A 19679-nucleotide genomic window follows, 5' to 3' on the forward strand; every position below is an offset into this window, starting at 1 on the left:
CTCCTTTCCGACTCACTGGAGGGAAATTATCCCCCGAGGATGGAGAGCCGTCCACGTCATCAATTGCCGCCATTCGATGAACGATGCATTCTTCCGCAGATGACTGATTGGGTCGGAACGCCTCCGCGCAAGCTAGACGAACTTCAAGCCTTCGACGCGATGCGGCATTTTCTCGAAGCTTATTGGGCGCGCGGCAGCAAAAAGTCCGAAGATCTCGCTGCTTTGTTGGACGATTTGAGCCAAGAGATGTGGGTCAATGGTATGCCAAGCGACCCGGCCCAGTGGGAGGACTTTCGCGCAGCGGTCAGCAAGACCTTCGACACCAGCACCTGATGTTCGCTCTCCCCCCCAAAACCGCCACTGTCGCTCCGTCCAATCGACAATCCGATTGCGTAAAACGCAATGAAATCTCGAGTCCGTTGCGCTTTTCGAAAGTTCCATTGAGTTAATCGATTATTCCGATGCTAACAATCGCAACATATCGCTTTTGTGCATCGCAACATCGCCTATCTGACACCCATCAGTTTCAACCCGAACAACGGAGAAAAACCTATGGGTATCATCGGAAGCCAGATCAAACCGTTCAACGCCACCGCCTTCAAGGCCGGTGAAGATTTCTACGAAGTCACCGACGAAGACGTGAAGGGCAAGTGGGCCGTATTCTTCTTCTATCCGGCCGACTTCACCTTCGTCTGCCCGACCGAACTCGAAGACCTCGGCGAGCAGTATGGCATGCTCCAGAAGATGGACGTGGAAGTCTATGCCGTGTCGACCGACACGCACTTCAGCCACAAGGCATGGCACGACACCAGCGAGAAGATCGGCAAGCTGAGCTTCCCGTTCCTCGGCGACCAGAACCATGTCCTCGCGCGCAATTTCGACGTGCTGCGTGAAGGCGCCGGCCTTGCCGATCGGGCCACTTTCGTGGTCGATCCGGACGGCGTGATCCAGATCATGGAACAGACCTGCGAAGGCGTGGGCCGCAATGCCAACGAACTCGCTCGCAAGATCAAGGCGGCCCAGTATGTCCGCGCCAACCCCGGCCAGGTCTGCCCGGCGGCATGGGAAGAAGGCAGCGACACGCTGGCACCTTCGCTCGACCTCGTCGGCAAGATCTAGGCCGGCAGAATAAGCTAAGGCGGGCGTTCCTAGTTTTCGCCCGCCCCAAGAGCCCGAGACAATAATCTCGGGTCGCTGGAAGACCCGGGGCAATCCTCCCCCCCAGCCCCGGGTCTTTTCCATCCCCTTGAATTTCGATCACGCCCGCAACCCCCGCCCGCAACCTACGCCCGGAGTCCGTCCATGCTCGATGCGAACCTTACCCAGCAGCTGAAGACCTATCTCGCCAATCTGCGCGAGCCGGTGGAACTGGTCGCCTCGCTGGGCGACGATGAGAAATCGCGCCAGACGCGCGAACTGCTCGAAGAGATCGCCGCGCTGCACGAAGACGTCAGCGCCAGCTTCGACGGCACCGATGATCGCAAGCCCAGCTTCGTGATCCGCCGCGCCAGCGATGCGGAGAAGTGGGTGCGTTTCGCGGGGCTGCCGATGGGCCACGAGTTTACTTCGCTGGTTCTTGCCCTGCTGTGGGCAGGCGGCCACCCGCCCAAGGTCGACGCCGACCTGCTCGAGCAGGTTCGCGGGCTGGAGGGCGATTTCAATTTCGAGATGTATTTCTCGCTGAGCTGCCACAATTGCCCCGATGTGGTGCAGGCGCTGACGCTGATGGCGCTGGAAAACCCGCGCGTCACGGCCACGCTGATCGAAGGCGGCACCTATCAGGACGAAGTCGATGCACGTGACGTGATGGCCGTGCCCGCGACCTTCCTCAACGGCGAACCCTTTTACAATGGCAAGATGGAACTGGCCGAAATCCTCGCCAAGGTGGATAGCGGCGCGGATGCCAGGGCCGCCGAGAAGCTCGCCGCCAAGGACCCGTTCGAAGTGCTGGTGATCGGCGGAGGTCCTGCAGGCGCTGCCTCGGCGATCTATACCGCGCGCAAGGGTTTCCGTACCGGCATTGCGGCCGAACGCTTCGGCGGACAGCTGCATGACACGCTGGGCATCGAGAACCTGCCCGGTACCGCCTATACCGAGGGTCCCAAGCTGGCGGGTGATCTCGAACGCCATGTCGGCGAATACGATATCGACCTGATGAACCTCGCCAGGGCGGTAAAGCTGGTCCCGGCCAAGGAAGAAGGCGGGCTGCACACGGTGGAGCTTGGCAATGGCGCATCGCTCAAGACGCGCAGCCTGATCCTTGCGACCGGCGCGCGCTGGCGCAACCTGGGCGTTCCGGGCGAAGCGGAGTATCGCAACAAGGGCGTGGCCTATTGCCCGCACTGCGACGGTCCGCTGTTCAAGGGCAAGCGCATCGCGGTGATCGGCGGCGGCAATTCGGGCGTCGAGGCGGCGATCGATCTTGCCAAGATCGTCGGCCATGTGACGCTGATCGAGTATGACGAAAAGCTGCGTGCCGACGAGGTGTTGCAGAAGAAGCTCCGCAGCATGGACAATGTCGAAATCGTCACCAGCGGCCAGACCACCGAAGTCACCGGCAAGGACGGCAAGGTCGACGGGCTGATGCTGAAGGACCGCAAGAGCGGCGACACGCGCCGGATCGAGCTGGAAGGCGTATTCGTGCAGATCGGGCTCGTCCCGAACACCGAATGGCTTCAGGGAAGCGGGCTCGAACTGACCAGGTTCGGCGAAATCGCCACCGATGAGGAAGGCCGCACCAATCTGCCCGGCATCTTCGGCGCAGGCGACGTCACCGACGTGCCCTACAAGCAGATCGTGGTCGCCATGGGCGAAGGTTCGAAGGCGGGCCTCTCTGCGTTCGATTACCTGATCCGGACCGAACCCGCCGAAGAGATCGCCCAAGCGGCCTGACCCGTCATAAACCGAACACGAAAGCGTCGTCATTCCAGCGGGATGGCGGCGTTTTTCGTAGGTGCGCCACGCCTCGCCGCACAATCGCTTCCGCCTATCTATTTGAACCGTTTAATCGATTGGACGAATAAGCCGACCGGGTTCAACGTGCTCTCCAACCTCGGACGGGAACCGAGTCTTTAATTTCTAGAGGAGAGAGTTTTCATGGACGCCAAGACCGGAGATATCAGCGGCTGCCCCTTCCACGGTGACGGAGGTACCCGCTCGCTGCTCGGCCGCACCAACCGCGATTGGTGGCCCGACCAGCTCAATCTCGAAATCCTCACCGAAGGCGGCCGCGCAGCCGATCCGATGGGCGAGGATTACAATTATTGCGAAGCCTTCAATGCGCTCGACTACACCGCGCTGAAGAAAGACCTGACCGACCTGATGACCGACAGCCAGCCATGGTGGCCGGCGGACTATGGGCATTACGGCCCCTTCTTCATCCGGATGGCATGGCATGCGGCGGGCACCTATCGCACCGGTGACGGTCGCGGCGGTGCCTCCAGCGGCCAGCAGCGCTTCGCCCCGCTCAACAGCTGGCCCGACAACGGCAATCTCGACAAGGCACGCCGCCTGCTGTGGCCGATCAAGCAGAAATACGGCAAGCACATCAGCTGGGCCGACCTCTTCATCCTGACCGGCAATGTCGCCATCGAATCGATGGGCGGTCCGGTGTTCGGCTTCGGCGGCGGCCGCAAGGACGTGTTCGATCCGGAAACCGTCTATTGGGGCACCGAAGAACAGTGGGTCGATACCGGCGCAGAAACGCGTATCATCCCGGATGAGGGCAAGGCGCTCGAAAATCCGCTCGCCGCGATCCAGATGGGTCTCATCTACGTCAATCCCGAAGGACCGGGCGGCAATCCGCACGATGCCGAAGGCATGGCGCGCGACATGCGTGAAACCTTCGCCCGCATGGCGATGAATGACGAAGAAACCGTCGCCCTGACCGCCGGTGGCCACGCTTTCGGCAAGTGCCACGGCGCGGCACCTTCGGATACGTTCGGCAGCGCTCCGGAAGGCGAGAACCTGCATCGCATGGGCTTCGGCTGGCTGACCGATCCTGAAGAGATCGAAAAGGGCCATATCACCACCAGCGGTATCGAAGGTTCGTGGACCCCGAATCCCACACAGTGGGGCAATGACTATTTCCGTCTGTTGTTCAAATACGACTACGAGCTGACCAAATCGCCTGCCGGTGCCTACCAGTGGACCCCTGTCAATCCAGAGGAAGCCGATCTGGCACCCGATGCGCGGGACCCGAACAAGAAGGTCCCGACCATCATGACCACGGCGGACATGGCGCTGAAGCGCGATCCCGAATATCGCAAGATTTCGGAACGTTTCCTCAACGACCAGGCCGCGCTCGACGATGCATTCGCCCGCGCATGGTTCAAGCTGACCCACCGCGACATGGGACCCAAGGTCCGCTATCTCGGCCCCGAAGTTCCCGCCGAAGACCTGATCTGGCAGGATCCGATCCCGGCCGGAACGCAGATATCCGACAGCGACCTGTCCTCGTTCAAATCTAAGGTGTTGGACAGCGGCCTGTCGGTTGCCGAACTGGTCAAGGCAGCCTGGGCTTCGGCCTCGACCTACCGCAATTCGGATCACCGCGGCGGTGCCAACGGGGCGCATATCCGCTTCGACGAAATCCGCAACTGGGCCGTCAACGATCCCGAAGAGCTCGGTAAGGTGCTGAACAAGCTCGACGAAATCCGCGGCGGCATTTCGATGGCCGATGCCATCGTCATCGCCGGTTCGGCAGCAGTCGAGAAGGCGGCAAAGGATGCCGGTTTCGATATCTCCGTCCCGGTCACCACCGGCCGCGGCGATGCGAAGCGGGAAGATTTCGACGCCGAAAGCTGGGAGCCCCTGGAGCCCTTTGCCGACGGTTTCCGCAATTACCTGAAGACCAAGGCTTCGGTGAAGACCGAGGATCTGCTGATCGACAGGGCTCACCTGCTCGGCCTCTCGATCCCCGAGATGACCGTGCTGGTCGGCGGCTTGCGCGCGCTGGGCGCGGTGAGCAAGCATGCCAAGCACGGCAACAAGATCGGCGCGCTCACCGAAACGCCCGGCAAGCTCGACAACAGCTTCTTCCTCAACCTGCTCCACATGGGCACGGTATGGGAAGTGGTCGACGAAAGCGGCGACGAGGAATTCGTCGGTCGGTGCCGCATCCATGGCAGCGAAAAATGGCGCGCAACCCGCACCGATCTGGTCTTCGGTTCCAATTCCCGCCTGCGGGCCGTGGCCGAAGTCTATGCCGAGAACGGCAATGAAGAGAAGTTCGTGCGCGATTTCGTCAAGGCCTGGACCAAGGTCATGGATGCCGACCGCTTCGATCTCGAATACGCGAAATATCACCGGTAGGGCCGCCGAGGACCCTTCGGGAGCGAGGAGCCCCCGGCAGCAATGCCGGGGGCTTTTTGTTGTCCCGTATGCCTACCGTTCTCGCCTGAGAACGATGTAGAGCGCGCCCTCTCCGCCGTGGCGGAGGTGGGCGCGCCTTACTGCTGCGATGGCGGAATGGTGGCTGGAGGCTGCCAGCCAGTCCAGCACCTTGGCGCGAATGGCGCCGCGTTTGATGCCGCGGTCGGCCGGATCGACGGGGCGCGGCTTGCCCGTGACGAGCAGGATAGTGCGTGCACCCATGGCGCGGGCCTGCGCCACGCCGCTCATCAGACGATCATAGGCCGCGTCGAGACCGTGGCCGTGCAGGTCGAGAGTGAAATCGGGCTGTATGGTGCCGGATTTCAGCCGCTTGTCCCAATGCGAATCCAGATTGTTCTGCGGGCGCCGGACCTGCTGGACGACTGGCCTTGGAGCCGGAGTCGGCCTCGGAGGCTTGGCTGCGGGCGCCTTCGCCTGCGGCTTGGGCGGCGAAACCACGGGCGCAGGCTGCTTGCGAATGACCTGCGGGTGCAAGGGCTTCACCGTCGCCGCCACCTTCTCCCAGGCGGCCGCTTCCTCTGCGCTCAGCCCCCGAGGCGCCGTCATGGCTTCAAGCGCGCAAGCGTCCCCTTGGGAAGCAGCAGGTAGGACTTGCCGCGGCTGCTCATGCCGCCGGCGATTTCACGGGCGTCCGCGCCATTGCCCCAGAAGGTGTCGAAGCGGTTCGCGCCCTTGATCGCTCCGCCGGTATCCTGCGCAATCCACAGGCCGTCGGCCACGTCATGCTCCATGTCCAGCCAGACCGCGGCGCCATAGGGCACGAATTTCGGATCAACCGCCACGCTATCGCCGCGCTTCACCGGGATTTCGAGCGAGCCGAGCGGACCTTCGGTGTCGAGTTCGCGGAAGAATATCCAGCTCTTGTTGAGCCGCATGATCTCCGCACCCTTTTCCGGATTGTCGCGGATATAGGCGATGATCCCCTGCATCGAGGTGGGATAGGGCGTGCCGTCGCCGATCAGGCCCTGTTCGCGCATCACGCGCCCGATGCCGACATATTCGCGGCCGTTCTGTCCCGCATAACCGATGCGCATCAAATTGCCGTCGGGCAGACGCAGCAAACCGCTGCCCTGGATCTGGAGAAAGAAGAATTCGACCGGATCGGCTGCCCAGGCGATCACCGGCACTTTGCCGTCGAGCACGCCCGTCTCGATCTCGGCGCGTTCGTAATAAGGTACGAAATCGCCGTTTGCGTCATAGCGGCCGAGCGGTGGGCGACCGGTTCGTTCGCTTTCGGGCATGTCTTCCGGCCAGGCACGCACGAGATCGTCGGGCATGGCATAGACCGGTATTTGGTATCCCGGCGCCTGTACGCGGCTGCCGAGTATCTCCGGCTCGAAATAGCCAGTGGCAAAGGCTTCACCGTCACCGACAATGACAGTCTCGAACTGGCTTCTGAAGAATTCCACCGGATCGCCCGACCAGTTTTCCGCCGCACCGCAAGGGCCTTGCCAATCGACCCGCCGCGTCAAACCGCTGGCGTCATCGCGAAACAGGATCTTGCTGCACGAGGCGCGGAAGGCCGCGAGAGCGGGCGCAGCATCCCAACCGGCAAACGGCATGGTCTCGATGGCGGGGCCCGGAGAAAGAGTGGCCGCCAAAGCGGTATCTGCAGGGATCGCCGGGGGCGGCTCCACTGCGCCCGTGTCCATCGGGGGACGGGCATCGGGAATGGCAGCGCATCCCGCAAGGCTGAAGGCTGCTACCAGCCCGGCGAGACGATGCATGGATACTCTCCGAATTATGGGACGGCGATCAGCCCTGGTCGGTCTCGTCGAGCACCCAGTTCGGATCGCTCGCATCGACATTGCGGCGGAAGGTCCAGATATCGCGGCTTTCCACCGCATCGTCCAGCGAACCGGCGATGACGTTGCCATCCTTGTCGCGCGTCAGCGAGGCAATGTCGGATACGAACAGGACCGAGATACGCGCCGTGCGCCGATCAATATCCGCCGAATGGACCGTCGCATCCTCGATGCGGATGAGACGGTTTTCCAGCGTCTCGCCCGCTTCGGTACGGGCATCGATGGCGGCGGCAAAACCGGCATAGACATCGTCGTCCGTCAGTTCGCGCAAGGTTTCCTTGTCGCCTTCCCAGAAGGCTTCGAGGATCATGCCGTAGGCTGCCTTCGCCCCGTCGAGGAAGGCGAGCAGGTCGAACCGCGGATCGGCACTGGCGATGGCGCGAATGGCGCTTTCATTGGCGGAAGAGGCATTGTCCACGCTCCGCAGCCGGACAGGCTCGCGCGGGCCCGCAGACTGATGACCGGTCACAGGTGGAACCTGGGAATCGGGTGCATCGAAGCGGTGCCGTGCGGGTTCTTCTTCATGCTCGGAACGCTGCCCGAGCACGGAATAGAGACGCAGCCCGAGAAAGGCGGCGATGGCGGCGAGGATGACGATCTCGTAGATCACAAATACTAGTCCAATTGCAGGTTCTGTTTTGCCTACGTGCCGGAGGGCCAGGCAGTTCCACACTTACCTGCCCTAGATAGGAAGGAATTACAAACGGGCAATGCTCCGCCGCACCATGCTTGCGCCGGGTTGCCGGAGGCTCTGTCAGCCGCATTGCCCCGCGCGCGAGGGGGTGCTAGGCGCGCGCCGAACCAGCCGGGCGGCCCGCACGGGCGCCGGCCAATCCGATTCGACATTCGCAAAGAAGTGATTTTCCCATGGCCGATGAAAACGACGTACTGACCGATCTCAACATGGACCCTGCAGCCGGTGCCAACGGTGCGGACAACCGTCCGGCGGTGGGCCTGATCAATCAGTACATCAAAGACCTCTCGGTCGAGAATCCCAACGCACCGCAGAGCTTCCAGTGGAACGACCAGCCGCGTGTGGACGTGCAGGTGAACATAGGCGCAAACAAGGTGAGCGACGAGGTCCACGAGGTCGAGCTGAAGATGACGGCCCGCGCCGATGGCGAAAAGGGCAATCTCTACATCGTCGAACTGGCCTATTGCGGGCTCGTGGGCATTCGTAATGTGCCCGACGAGCACGCCCATGCCTTCCTCTTCGCCGAGGCTCCGCGCCTGCTCTTCCCTTTCGCCCGCGCAGTGATTTCCGATGCCGTGCGCGATGCCGGCTTCCCGCCGCTGCTGCTCGATCCGATGGATTTCGGTGCCCTCTACCAGCAGCAGTTGCAAGCCCGCGCGGCGCAGCAGGGCGAAGGCGCACCTGCGCCGGCCGGCGACAACTGACGCATCAGAGACCCAATAGGCCATGAGCCTGCTCAAACATGTCGGGACGATCGGCTCGCTGACGATGGTGAGCCGCGTCGCCGGCATGGCGCGCGAGATGATCTTCAGCCGCGTGCTCGGCGCCAATGCGGTGACCGATGCGTGGTTTCAGGCCTTTATCATTCCCAACGTCTTCCGCCGCCTCTTCGCGGAAGGCGCATTCTCGGCCGCCTTCGTGCCAATGTTCTCAAAGCGCCTGCATGGCACCACAGACCCCGAAACCGGGCTGGAGAGTGCGCGCAGCTTTTCGGACGACGTGCTGAGCGTATTCCTTCCGGTGCTTATCCTGCTGTGTGCGGTGATGATGGTTGCCATGCCGGGCGTGATCTGGATTTTGTCCGAAAAACCGATCGATCCGGAAAATTTCGTTCTGGCCGTGGCCTTCGCGCGGGTCATGTTTCCCTATATCGTGCTGGTCAGCCTAGTGACACTGTTCACCGGAATGCTCAATTCGGTGAGCCGTTTCGCCCCGGGTGCAAGCTTTCCGATCATTCTCAACCTCGTACTGATTGCGGCGTTGCTGGGCGGCGAATATGCAGCCGATACTCTTGGCTGGAACGTGGAGCAGGTTGGTTATGCAGTGGCCTGGGCCGTGCCCGGCGCGGGCGTGCTGCAACTCGCCTGGCTCTATTACTGGACCCGGGTGGAAGGCTTCCGGCCCAAATTGCTCTGGCCGCGCATCACGCCCGAGGTAAAGCGGCTAGGCATAATCGCCCTGCCCGCGGCAATCGGCGGCGGTGCGTATCAGATCAATACGCTCGTCCAGCTCTATTTCCTCAACCAGCTGGCCGACGGTTCGGTGAGTTACATGAACTATGCCGACCGTCTGAACCAGCTGCCGCTGGGAATCATCGGGATTGCGCTGTCGACCGCCATCCTTCCGACGCTGTCGAAATTCGTGGGCAGCAAGAACAAGGAAGGCGCCGATCGCATCCAGTCCGACGCAATCGAGCTGTCCATGCTGCTCACCATACCGGCGGCAGTGGCGCTGGCGGTGTGCGCCGTACCGTTCGTGACCATGATCTTCCAGGGCGGCCGCTTCGATCTGGCCGATGCAGCTGCGACGGGCCAGGTGCTCGCCGCGCTGGTGCTGGGCCTGCCCGCCTATGTGCTGGTCAAGGTGCTGGTCCCCAATTTCTACGCCCGTTCGGACACCAAGACCCCGGTATATGCCGCCTTCATTTCGCTGTTTGTCTTCGTCGGGCTGAACTTCGCCATCCTGACCGATTACGGCGTGGTCGGCGTCGCCTTTGCCAGCGTGATCGGCGCGTGGATCAACGTCGCCTATCTCTATGTGATCCTCGTCAAGCGCGGCTATTATTCCATTCCGCTGGCACTTGTCGGCAGGATCGCCCGCCAGCTTGTCGCCGCCGCCGCCATGGGCGCCGCCTTGTGGTTCGCGCGTGATTTGCTAACCGGCTGGTTCTCTGCCGGACTGTTCGAGCGACTGGGCGCCCTGCTCGTCCTCGTCGGCTGTTCGGCAGTGGTCTATTTCGGCGTCGCCTTTGCGGTCGGCGCCATCGACAGGCAGCGGCTTGCCGCCCTTACCAAGAAGAAAGCTCCGTAAGATCATCATGCGTGTAGTCTCCGGCATCCAGCCCACGGGCAATCTCCACCTCGGCAATTACCTCGGCGCGATCCGCAACTGGGTGCGCATGCAGGACGAGATGGAGGATGCGAACCGCGCTCAAGCAGCCGCAGGCGGTAGCGCAGAGAAGAACCAATGCCTCTTCTTCCTGGCCGACCTTCATGCAATCTCCATGCCGCACGTTCCGGCCGACCTGCACAAGGGCACGCTTGAGATGGCGGCGGCGCTGGTGGCCTGCGGGATCGATCCGGCGAAGAGCGTGCTGTTCAACCAGGCACAGGTTCCGCAGCATGCCGAGCTGCAATGGCTGCTGGGCGGTACGGCGCGGATGGGCTGGCTCAACCGCATGACCCAGTGGAAGGACAAGGCGGGCAAGAACCGCGAAGGCCAGTCGGTCGCCCTGTTCACCTATCCGGTGCTGCAGGCTGCCGACGTGCTGCTCTATCAGGCAACACATGTGCCGGTGGGCGAAGACCAGAAGCAGCATCTGGAGCTGGCGCGCGACATTGCGCAGAAGTTCAACAATGACTTCGCTTCGGAAGAAGCGCCCGTCTTCACCCTGCCCGATCCGATCGTGCCGCCGCAGGCAGCGCGGATCATGAGCCTGCGTGACGGCATGGCCAAGATGAGCAAGTCTGACCCGTCCGAGATGAGCCGGATCAATCTGGCGGACGATCCCGATACCGTGATGAAGAAGGTCAAGAAGGCCAAGACCGACCCCGAGGCGCTTCCCAGCGAGGAAGCCGGTCTGGCCGGACGTCCGGAAGCGCTGAACCTGGTGACGATCTATGCCGCGCTGACCGATCGCAGCGTGAGCGACGTGCTGGGTGAATATGGCGGAGAAGGCTTCGGCAAGTTCAAGCCTGCGCTGGGCGAAGTGCTGGTCGAAAGCCTCCGCCCGATCTCGGCGCGCTTCACCGAATTGCTCGAGGATCGCGAGGCGCTGGATGCCATACTCGCACGCGGCGCCTCCCGCGCACGCGAGATTGCGGTTCCGACGCTCGACGCAACTTACAAGGCGCTGGGCCTCGTGCGGGGTTAAACCCTGACCGCAGTTCCGCTGGCAGAGACCATCAGCATCGAGCCGGTATCGCCGATCACTTCATAGTCGAGATCGACGCCGACCACGGCATTGCCGCCGCGCGTCGCCGCCTCGGCCTGCAATTCCTCGATCGCCTGTTCGCGCGCGTCCCGCAGTATGCGCTCGTAACTGCCCGAACGCCCGCCCACGATATCGCGAATATTCGCGAAGAGATCGCGGAACAGGTTCGCGCCGACGATCACCTCGCCGGTCACGATGCCCAGATATTCCTGGATCGGCTTGCCTTCGATCGTCGGCGTGGTGGTGACGGTTATGCCGCGTGCATCTTTCCAGGGTCCGGCCATTCGCTCTCTCCTACACTAGACTGTGTTGCCTAGATAGAGCGCCTGCCGTCCGGGTCAACCGTTGACGATGATACCGCCGTTCGGATGCAGCACCTGGCCCGACATATAGGAACTGTCCTCGCAGGCGAGGAAAAGGAAGGCGGGCGCGACCTCGTTCGGCTCGCCGGGTCGGCCCATGGGAGTATCCTCTCCGAAGTCGTCCATCTCTTCCGGCGGCTGGCCGCCCATCGGATTGAGCGGCGTCCAGATCGGACCGGGAGCGACCGCGTTCACGCGAATTCCGTCCCCGACGAGGTTCTCCGACAGCGAACGCGTGAAAGCAGTGATAGCGCCCTTGGTCGCACTGTAGTCGAGCAATCCACCCGAGCCCTTGTACATGGTCACGCTCGTGCAATTCACGATCGCCGCACCCTTCTTGAGATGCGGGCGCGCAGCCTGTGTCAGGTAGAACATCGAAAAGATGTTGGTCTGGAAGGTGCGCTGGAGCTGCTCGACGGTGATATCGGTAATGTCATCGTCTGGATGCTGCTCGCCCGCATTGTTGACGAGCACGTCGAGCCGGCCCCATTTGTCGATCACCCGGTCGACTAATAGCTTGCAGCTGTCGGGACAGCCGAGATCGCTTTCGTGGAGTAGCGCCTCGCTGCCCTCTTTCTTGACCGCCTCGGCGGTGATTTTCGCGTCTTCGCTTTCCTCGAGATAGGCGATCGCGACCTTGGCGCCCTCACGCGCAAAAAGAACGGCGGTCGCGCGGCCGATGCCGCTGTCGCCGCCCGTCACGATCGCCACCTTGCCTTTCAGCCGCCCCGATCCCGGATAGCGCGGCTGCCATTTCGGCTTGCGATCCAGGTCCGTTTCCGACCCCGGCATCCGGGGCTCTTCGGAGGTCTCTTCGACGAATGCAGTGTCGACGGTTTCGGTGGACATGGGCGAATTCCTTTCACCCGATCAACCACCTGTGGCGACTACGTGTTCCGTCGCCCGTCGCAACAGCGGCTCAACCCATGCCGAGTGCGGCCTTGTAGGTGTCGAGGATGGTTTCCTGTTCGCTGCGCTCGTCGGGCTTCATTTTACGCAACTTGATGATCTGGCGCATGATCTTGGTGTCGTATCCGACCGCCTTGGCCTCGGCATATACATCGCGAATATCGTCTGCGATGCCCTTCTTTTCTTCCTCGAGGCGTTCGATACGCTCGATCAGCAGGCGCAGGCGGTCGTCGGTGGCTTCGGCCATTTTCGTGGGAACTCCAGTGAAATGAGAATCGGTTGGCGGTGCGATAGCCATCGCTCCGCGCGGGGTGAAGGTGGCGACTCGCTAGTCCACGCGATTTTTCGCAATGCTCGCTTCCATCCGGGCAATCTGCTCGTCTGTCGCGGGCGTCTGGCGCGTTTCCTTCCATTCCGCCTGCGGCATGCCGTGGATGAGTTCACGCGCCGCCGGCCTGTCGCCTTCGAAACCGGCATCGCGTATCCAGTCGGCGAGGCAGTTGCGGCAGAAACCGGCGAGCCCCATCAGGTCGATGTTCTGCGCATCATGGCGATGGCGCAGGTGCCGCACCAGCCGCCGGAAAGCCTGTGCCGCTACGGCATCGTCGAGTTGATCGAGCGGGTCTGTATTCGTATCCATCTGTTACTTGTCCTTGAGTTGCCATGTGGCTCTGCCATAGGCGGTGCTTATGCAAAAGCTCGATCCCCGGGGCCGCAAGGTCAAGATCCTCGCCACCGTCGGCCCCGCCAGCCGCTCTCCCGAAATGCTCGCCCGCCTATTCAAGGCCGGGGTGGACGCCTTCCGCGTCAATATGAGCCATGGCGAACATGCCGATCACGAGCAGACGATCAAGGCGATCCGCAGACTCGAAAAGGAATTCCACCGCCCGATCGCGATCCTGGCCGATTTGCAGGGCCCGAAGCTGCGCGTGGGCAAGTTCAAGGACGGGCAGGCAGTCATCCGCCACTCGGGCCATTTCACGCTCGACCGAAATCCCGAGCCCGGCGACGAAACCCGTGTCGAGCTGCCGCATCCCGAGCTGTTCGGCCTGCTCGGCAAGGGGCAGCGCCTATTGATCAACGACGGTAAGATCCGCCTGAAGGTGATCCGCGCCGACGAGAACGAAATCCTCTGTTCGGCAGAAGTCGGCGGCGTGATTTCCGACCGCAAGGGCGTCAACGTGCCCGATGCGGAAATCCCGATCCCCGCCATGACCGACAAGGACCGCAAGGATCTCGCCTTCGCCATGAGCCAGGGGGTCGACTGGATCGGGCTCAGCTTCGTGCAGCGCCCGGAAGACCTTGCCGAGGCGCGGCGGCTGATGGGCGGCAAGGGTTCGCTCTGCGCCAAGATCGAAAAGCCGATGGCGGTGCGCCGTCTCGACGAGATCATCGAGATGAGCGACGGCATCATGGTCGCGCGCGGCGATCTGGGAGTAGAGCTGGAGCCGCAGGAAGTCCCGCCGCTTCAGAAGCGGATCGTCAACAAGGCGCGCACCGCGGGCAAGCCGGTGATCGTGGCGACGCAAATGCTGGAAAGCATGATCGAAAGCCCCGCCCCGACCCGCGCAGAAGTCTCCGACGTGGCCAATGCGGTTTACGACGGCGCCGATGCGGTAATGCTGTCGGCGGAAACCGCCGCCGGAGACTGGCCCGAAGAAGCGGTCACCATCATGCACCGTATCGCCAAGCAGGTCGAAAGCGACGAGGCCTATCTCGCCCGCGTGCGTTTTCTCGACACGCCGCCCGACCGGACCACAGCCGATGCGCTGGCGCATGCCTGCATGACCGTGGCCGATACCGTGACCATAGAAGCGATCACGGTTTTCACCGGAAGCGGATCGACCGCGCGGCGTGTAGCGCGCGAACGTCCGAGCGTACCCATGCTGGTCCTCACACCCAGCATGACCACCGCCCGCCGCCTCGGCCTTCTATGGGGCGCGCATGCCGTGGCGACCAAGGACATTGGCAGCTTCGAAGAGATGATCGCCAAGGGCAAGCGCATGGCGCTGCGCCACGGTTTCGGAAGCGCCGGATCCAAACTCATTGCTCTGGCAGGCGTGCCATTCGGCACCCCCGGCTCCACCAACCTGCTTCATGTCGTCACGATCAGCGGCGACGAACTGGACGGGCGTGAGGAATGATTCAGAAGCATGCGTCCCGGCTTTGCAAGGCACGCTTCTGAATCAATGTCCTGCCTCGTCAGATACTTGCCGACCGTTCGTGGATTTCTCGCTGTGCGAGCTTCGGGTTTCCCGTTAATCGGCCTATTCTCGGCTCGCACAACAGACAGGAGAGAGAACCATGTTCGACCAGGCCAGCATCGCGCGACGGGCACCCTATGCTCTGGCATTGCTCAGAATCGTTTCAGGCCTGATCTTCATGGCCCACGGCACGCAGAAGTTCCTGGGCTTTCCGGATGGGGAGAGGGCCGGAGCAGGCCTCGCGTTCGACAGCCTCGGGGCATTCGCAGGGGCGATTGAGTTCGTCGCCGGCGCGCTGATTGCCCTCGGCCTGTTCACTCGTCCTGCCGCCTTCCTCGCGTCGGGAACCATGGCGGTCGCTTATTGGTACGCGCACGCACCGCAGAACTTCTTCCCCGTCAACAATGGCGGGGACGCGGCGATCCTGTATTGCTTCGTCTTCCTCTACCTTGTCTTTGCGGGTCCGGGGGCGTGGAGCATCGACCGGCCGCAAGCGAATATATCGGCAGACTAGGCTTTCGCGGCCCGCTCCAGCCGGGCGCGCGCTTCGCCTTCACCGATGAGCGGGAGCAGCTCCTTCATTTCCGGGCCGTGGTCCATCCCGGTCAGCGCCTGTCGCAAGGGCAGAAACAGCGGTTTGCCCTTCCGGCCTGTTTCCTGCTTGAGCACACCGGTGAGATCTTCCCAAGGGGTGTCACTCCATACCAGCAGCCTTGCCGCTTCCGCGAGGAATTGGCGGTCTTCGGCAGTGAATTCGGGCTGTTCGATCGGCCCGGTGACGAGCCGCCACCATTCCGCCGCCTCGTTCACATGCGAAAGATTGGGGCGAATGGCATGCCAGCCGGTATCGTCCATGCCATCGGGAAGCCGGCTCGCGACATCCGCATAATCGAGCTGGTGCACGATGGCCGCGTTGAGACGCTGCAATTCGTCTTCGTCGAATTTGGCGGGCGCTCGGCCGAAGGTGGCGAGGTCGAATGTCTCCACGAGATGCCCGCGCTCGGCAATCGGTTCGACCGGTTGCGATGTGCCGAGCCTTGCCAATAAGGCGATGAGCGATTCCGGTTCTATGTCGCGTTCGCGAAAAGCATCGCAGCCGAGTGAACCCAGCCTCTTGGACAGCTTGCCCTCCTTGCCGACCAGCAGCGCCTCATGCGCAAACCGGGGAATTTGCTGCGCCTGGTATTGTGCAGCAATAAGTGCGGTAAACATCTGAATTTGAACCGCTGTGTTCGAAACGTGATCCTCCCCGCGAAGGACATCGGTGACCCCCATGTCGAGATCGTCGACCGCGCTCGGCAGCATGTAGAGCCAGCTGCCATCGGCGCGGCGGATAACCGGGTCGGACAGCTGCGCCGCGTCGAACTTCTGCGGCCCGCGCACGCCATCGTCCCAGTGAATCGGTTCTTCGTGGTCGAGGCGGAAACGCCAGTGCGGCGCAATACCCTCGGCCTCTTTCGACGCGCGCTGTTCGTCGGTGAGGGCCAGCGACGCGCGGTCATAGATCGGCGGCAGGCCGCGCCCTAGCTGGATCTTGCGCTTGAGTTCGAGTTCCTGTGCGGTTTCATAGGCCGGATAAACGCGTCCGGCTTCCTTCAGCGCCGCAAAGGCCGCTTCGTATTTCTCCAGCCGCTGCGACTGGCGTTCCTCCTCATCGGGCTCAAGACCCAGCCATGCGAGTTCGGCGCGGATCGCATCGACATATTCCTCGCGGCTGCGCGAAGCGTCGGTATCGTCGATGCGTAGCAGGAATCGCCCACCGCTCTTCTTCGCGAGCAGCCAGTTGTGCAGCGCGGTGCGGATGTTGCCGACATGCAGACGCCCGGTCGGGGACGGGGCGAAACGGGTGATCGTGGTCATGGAGCGCGCCGATAGCGCAAGCCGGAGACTATTGCGAGAAGAGGAGTACGCTCCGGTCGTTTCCGGAAATCAGCACACCGTTTTCCGGTGTGCGCTCGATCGTATCGGCCGCCTCAAGGGCGGACCAGATTTCCGGCAGCTCTTCCGGGTATCCGATCTCGCATACGACTTCGCCGTCATTGCTGCGGACAGGCGCGACAAATCTGCTGCCGGAAATGCTGTATTCGCGATATTGGCGCGCGCATTCGGGCTCCCACCAGATACGCTGCGCGTCAGCCGATAGCGCGATTCCGTAGCTCGCCTCGAAAGGGGCACCGTCGATGCCTGCGACCCGCCAGTATCCGGCCAGATCGACAGCCTGAGGGACTTCCCCGGCACCAGGTGCGGAGGATGACAGCGCATCGCCAGACTGCGCAGGTGATTGCGGGCTGCATGCTCCCAGCAGGATGATGAGCGCAGTTGGCAATAATAATAGTCTCATGCGGCGTCGCTCCCACGGCGGGCCACGACCGCAGCCCTTCCCTTGCGATAAGTAACGAATTCCGGGCCGAGTTCCGGATCGGGCGCACCTTTCTGGGCATCGCATTCCCCGCCATGCTGTCCGATTTCTTCCGGCGGAACCGGATGCGAGATAAAGAACCCCTGCGCCTCCTGCACCCCGAGCTTGCGCAACAGATCCATTTGCGCCCGCTCCTCGATGCCCTCGGCGGTAGTGTCCATGCCCAGCGCGTCTGCGAGCCGCGTGATCGTCGACACGATCGCCTGACTACCGAGATCATTCGCCACATCGGTAATGAAACCTCTGTCGATCTTGATCCGGTCGAACGGAAAGCGCCGCAGATAGCCGAGCGAGGAATAGCCGGTTCCGAAATCGTCGAGGGCGATGCGAACGCCGAGTTCGCGCAGGCGCAGCAGCGTGTTCCGGCCTGCATCTCCCTGATCCATGAGCACATGCTCGGTAATCTCGAGTTCGATCCGCTCGGGTGCAATATTGGTCGCATGGATCGCCTGGGCGACCGTGGCGACCAGATTGGGATTCTTCACCTGTGTTGGGGAGAGGTTGATCGCGATGCGGAAGTCACCCGGCATGGCCGTGGCATCGGCCAGAGCCTGCCGGATCACCCATTCGCCCAATTGCAGGACCATGCCCGTTTCTTCCGCCACATGCAGGAAGTCGTTCGGCAGGATAAGGCCGCGATGCGGGTGGTACCAGCGCAGCAGGGCTTCGAAGCCGGTAGTCCTGCCCGTGTCGAGATCGACGATGGACTGGTAATGCATGCGCATCTGCCCGCCTGCGATCGCATCGCGAAGATCGCTCTCGATTTCCCGGCGCTGGCGCGCGATCCGATCGAGCGAAGGCTCGAACAGGGCGAGATTGTCGCGCCCCTTTTCCTTTGCGGCATATAGGGCAAGGTCGGCGCGGCGCATGAGTTCTTCCGCGTCGCAATCGCCGTCTATGGATCGTGCGACTCCCACGCTGGTCGATACGCGGTAACTATGGCCATCGATTTCATAGGGCGCACGGACCACGGACAGGAAGCGATGGGCGCGTTCGATCAGCAGCCCGTCCCCTGCCCGCGTTTCGATAAGGACGGCAAATTCGTCTCCGCCCAGCCGCGCAACCAGATCCTCGCTGCGCACCTCCTGCTCGAGGCGGGTACCCACCTCGCGGAGCAACCGGTCGCCAATGAGGTGTCCCCTCGTATCGTTCACCGCCTTGAAATCGTCGAGATCGAGATAGAACAGGGCGATGCTCGAGCCTGAAGAACTCTGCTCTCCCGTCAGGCTTCGCAGCCGCTCGTTGAAAAGGTAGCGATTGGCGAGGCCAGTCAGATTGTCGTAATGCGCCATGAAGGCGACCCGCTCTTCTATGAGACGATCCGCCGTTACGTCGCGCGCCACGCCGCTCATGCTGCCGTCTTCCCGGGGTCGGGCGGATAGCCGCCAGTAGTGCAATTCCCCGTCCACCCGCAGCCGCACCAGAAGATCGCGGAACGGGCTGCGTTCGCTCACGCGAGTGGCAAGGGCGGTGCGTTCCTCCCCCGGGGTAAAAAGATCGATGAAGGGTAGCCCTTCGATCTGGCCGCTATCCCTGCCGAGGGCCTTGGCCAGGCGTTCGCTCACGTCGCGGAGATTGCCGCGGGGGCCGATCGTCCACAACCAGTCGGAAGACTGTTCTTCGTAATCGTTGAGCAGCATGCGCACGACGGAGGTGCTTTCGCGGCGCTCTATTTCGGCTTTTCCGGCCGCGACGAAATACCTTTCCTGCCGCCGGGTGGCTGCAAGCAAGGCGATGGCGAAACTCGCGATCAGAAGAATGGTTGGCCAGGCGCTCAAGGACGCGACCAGGAATGCGGAGGCGGCCAGAGAGCCCGACATGGTCAGGGTATGAAAAATCGACGCTTGCGGGGCCGTGCGGTGGACGAGAAGCGTACCGCACAGGACAGCAGTGCCGACGATCCCGAGTACGGCAGTTTCGAGGCCCACTGCGTAAAGCGCCAAATAAGGAAAGATGACGAACCAGATCGTCGTACCGACCGCCTGCAGGATCAGTATTCGGCGCCATTGCCGGCGCATTCCCTCGAACGGAGCATCGTCGAGGTCGAGGCTGCGATCCAGCACCACAAAAACGCACAATTGCAGCACCTGTAATGTCGCCCAAATGGCGATCACCAGTTGCGGCGCGTTGTTCCAGAACGTCCACAGCAGAATAAAGATCGAAACCAGAGCCGGGAGCAGAGAGAACGTGGCGCCGGAGCTGAAGTTTTTAAGCCGCCGGTATAGCAGCAGGTGTTGCAGGCGGTCGGCGTTCTGCACACGACCCCTGTCGCCCTGGTATTCGGTCACGTATTCGTATCGCGACACGACATTCCCCCGGTAGTAAGCGTCGCACAGCCCCATCCCGACTGCGGAACGATGGTGCAGCCTTGCATACCTTGGGTCAAGCGCAAGTAGGGCCGGTGAAGCCCCGCGCAGCCTGAGGCACGAACAAAAAGCCCCACCGGATCGCTCCGGCGG

At 62.4% G+C, this 19679-nt stretch carries 19 protein-coding genes; 9 read left to right on the forward strand and 10 right to left on the reverse strand.

What is annotated here, in order from left to right:
* The 4 genes from K3180_RS12110 to katG all read left to right on the forward strand — a co-directional run.
* Positions 1–333: hypothetical protein (locus K3180_RS12110; RefSeq protein ID WP_221541211.1), on the forward strand; the 333-nt coding region annotated here is incomplete at its 5' end.
* A gap of 219 nt (positions 334–552) precedes the next feature.
* Positions 553–1119, forward strand: coding sequence for an alkyl hydroperoxide reductase subunit C (gene ahpC / locus K3180_RS12115; protein ID WP_160727842.1), 567 nt, complete (start codon positions 553–555; stop codon positions 1117–1119).
* A gap of 183 nt (positions 1120–1302) precedes the next feature.
* Positions 1303–2892 (forward strand): alkyl hydroperoxide reductase subunit F, encoded by a 1590-nt coding sequence (ahpF, locus tag K3180_RS12120; protein ID WP_221541212.1) that lies wholly within the window; start codon positions 1303–1305, stop codon positions 2890–2892.
* 204 nt (positions 2893–3096) lie between these two features.
* The gene (gene katG / locus K3180_RS12125) at positions 3097–5313 is read left to right on the forward strand and encodes a catalase/peroxidase HPI (RefSeq protein WP_221541213.1); all 2217 of its coding nucleotides are present in this window, start codon (positions 3097–3099) and stop codon (positions 5311–5313) included.
* A gap of 72 nt (positions 5314–5385) precedes the next feature.
* On the opposite strand, the gene K3180_RS12130 is transcribed toward katG, so the two are convergent.
* The 3 genes from K3180_RS12130 to K3180_RS12140 are packed head-to-tail and all read right to left on the reverse strand — an operon-like array spanning position 5386 to position 7809.
* Positions 5386–5940: a Smr/MutS family protein gene (locus K3180_RS12130; protein ID WP_221541214.1), complete on the reverse strand. Its 555-nt coding sequence runs from the start codon at positions 5938–5940 to the stop codon at positions 5386–5388.
* Positions 5937–7121 carry a murein transglycosylase A gene (gene mltA, locus K3180_RS12135; protein WP_221541215.1) on the reverse strand — a complete coding sequence of 395 codons (1185 nt, stop codon included), beginning with the start codon at positions 7119–7121 and terminating at the stop codon, positions 5937–5939. The genes K3180_RS12130 and mltA overlap by 4 nt, the downstream gene beginning before the upstream one ends.
* Positions 7122–7149: 28 nt before the next feature.
* A complete protein-coding gene (locus K3180_RS12140; protein WP_221541216.1) occupies positions 7150–7809 on the reverse strand; it encodes a Tim44/TimA family putative adaptor protein in 660 nt (219 codons plus the stop codon).
* A 257-nt stretch (positions 7810–8066) separates the two neighbouring features.
* Here K3180_RS12140 and secB point away from each other — a divergent pair, with 257 nt between their 5' ends.
* Genes secB through trpS form a run of 3 tightly spaced genes read left to right on the forward strand, consistent with a single transcriptional unit; the run spans position 8067 to position 11266 of the window.
* Positions 8067–8597: a protein-export chaperone SecB gene (gene secB / locus K3180_RS12145; protein WP_221541217.1), complete on the forward strand. Its 531-nt coding sequence runs from the start codon at positions 8067–8069 to the stop codon at positions 8595–8597.
* A 22-nt stretch (positions 8598–8619) separates the two neighbouring features.
* A complete protein-coding gene (gene murJ, locus K3180_RS12150) occupies positions 8620–10203 on the forward strand; it encodes a murein biosynthesis integral membrane protein MurJ (protein WP_221541218.1) in 1584 nt (527 codons plus the stop codon).
* A gap of 7 nt (positions 10204–10210) precedes the next feature.
* A complete protein-coding gene (trpS, locus tag K3180_RS12155) occupies positions 10211–11266 on the forward strand; it encodes a tryptophan--tRNA ligase (RefSeq protein ID WP_221541219.1) in 1056 nt (351 codons plus the stop codon).
* On the opposite strand, the gene K3180_RS12160 is transcribed toward trpS, so the two are convergent.
* The 4 genes from K3180_RS12160 to K3180_RS12175 form a co-directional block, all read right to left on the reverse strand.
* Positions 11263–11610 carry a heavy metal-binding domain-containing protein gene (locus tag K3180_RS12160; RefSeq protein WP_202391916.1) on the reverse strand — a complete coding sequence of 116 codons (348 nt, stop codon included), beginning with the start codon at positions 11608–11610 and terminating at the stop codon, positions 11263–11265. The genes trpS and K3180_RS12160 overlap by 4 nt on opposite strands.
* Positions 11611–11664: 54 nt before the next feature.
* A complete protein-coding gene (locus K3180_RS12165) occupies positions 11665–12537 on the reverse strand; it encodes an SDR family oxidoreductase (RefSeq protein ID WP_221541220.1) in 873 nt (290 codons plus the stop codon).
* A 70-nt stretch (positions 12538–12607) separates the two neighbouring features.
* Entirely contained in the window at positions 12608–12844 is a 237-nt protein-coding gene (locus tag K3180_RS12170) for a DUF2312 domain-containing protein (RefSeq protein ID WP_006833088.1), read from the reverse strand.
* An 81-nt stretch (positions 12845–12925) separates the two neighbouring features.
* Positions 12926–13237: a DUF1244 domain-containing protein gene (locus K3180_RS12175; RefSeq protein WP_221541221.1), complete on the reverse strand. Its 312-nt coding sequence runs from the start codon at positions 13235–13237 to the stop codon at positions 12926–12928.
* Between the two features lie 49 nt (positions 13238–13286).
* Here K3180_RS12175 and pyk point away from each other — a divergent pair, with 49 nt between their 5' ends.
* Together pyk and K3180_RS12185 are read left to right on the forward strand one after the other, a co-directional pair.
* Positions 13287–14741 (forward strand): pyruvate kinase, encoded by a 1455-nt coding sequence (pyk, locus tag K3180_RS12180; protein WP_221541222.1) that lies wholly within the window; start codon positions 13287–13289, stop codon positions 14739–14741.
* Positions 14742–14901: 160 nt separating this feature from the next.
* The gene (locus K3180_RS12185) at positions 14902–15315 is read left to right on the forward strand and encodes a DoxX family protein (RefSeq protein ID WP_221541223.1); all 414 of its coding nucleotides are present in this window, start codon (positions 14902–14904) and stop codon (positions 15313–15315) included.
* On the opposite strand, the gene gltX is transcribed toward K3180_RS12185, so the two are convergent.
* The 3 genes from gltX to K3180_RS12200 are packed head-to-tail and all read right to left on the reverse strand — an operon-like array spanning position 15312 to position 19526.
* The gene (gene gltX / locus K3180_RS12190; RefSeq protein ID WP_221541224.1) at positions 15312–16661 is read right to left on the reverse strand and encodes a glutamate--tRNA ligase; all 1350 of its coding nucleotides are present in this window, start codon (positions 16659–16661) and stop codon (positions 15312–15314) included. The two genes, K3180_RS12185 and gltX, sit on opposite strands and share 4 nt — an antisense overlap.
* A gap of 28 nt (positions 16662–16689) precedes the next feature.
* On the reverse strand, positions 16690–17142 hold the full coding sequence (locus tag K3180_RS12195; RefSeq protein WP_221541225.1) for a hypothetical protein: 453 nt from the start codon (positions 17140–17142) through the stop codon (positions 16690–16692).
* Complete coding sequence (locus tag K3180_RS12200) at positions 17139–19526, reverse strand: putative bifunctional diguanylate cyclase/phosphodiesterase (RefSeq protein WP_221541226.1); 2388 nt, start codon at positions 19524–19526, stop codon at positions 17139–17141. The genes K3180_RS12195 and K3180_RS12200 overlap by 4 nt, the downstream gene beginning before the upstream one ends.
* Positions 19527–19679: the final 153 nt, after the last annotated feature.

It is taken from the genome of Qipengyuania huizhouensis (assembly GCF_019711635.1).
GTDB classification, from domain to species: Bacteria; Pseudomonadota; Alphaproteobacteria; order Sphingomonadales; family Sphingomonadaceae; genus Qipengyuania; species Qipengyuania huizhouensis.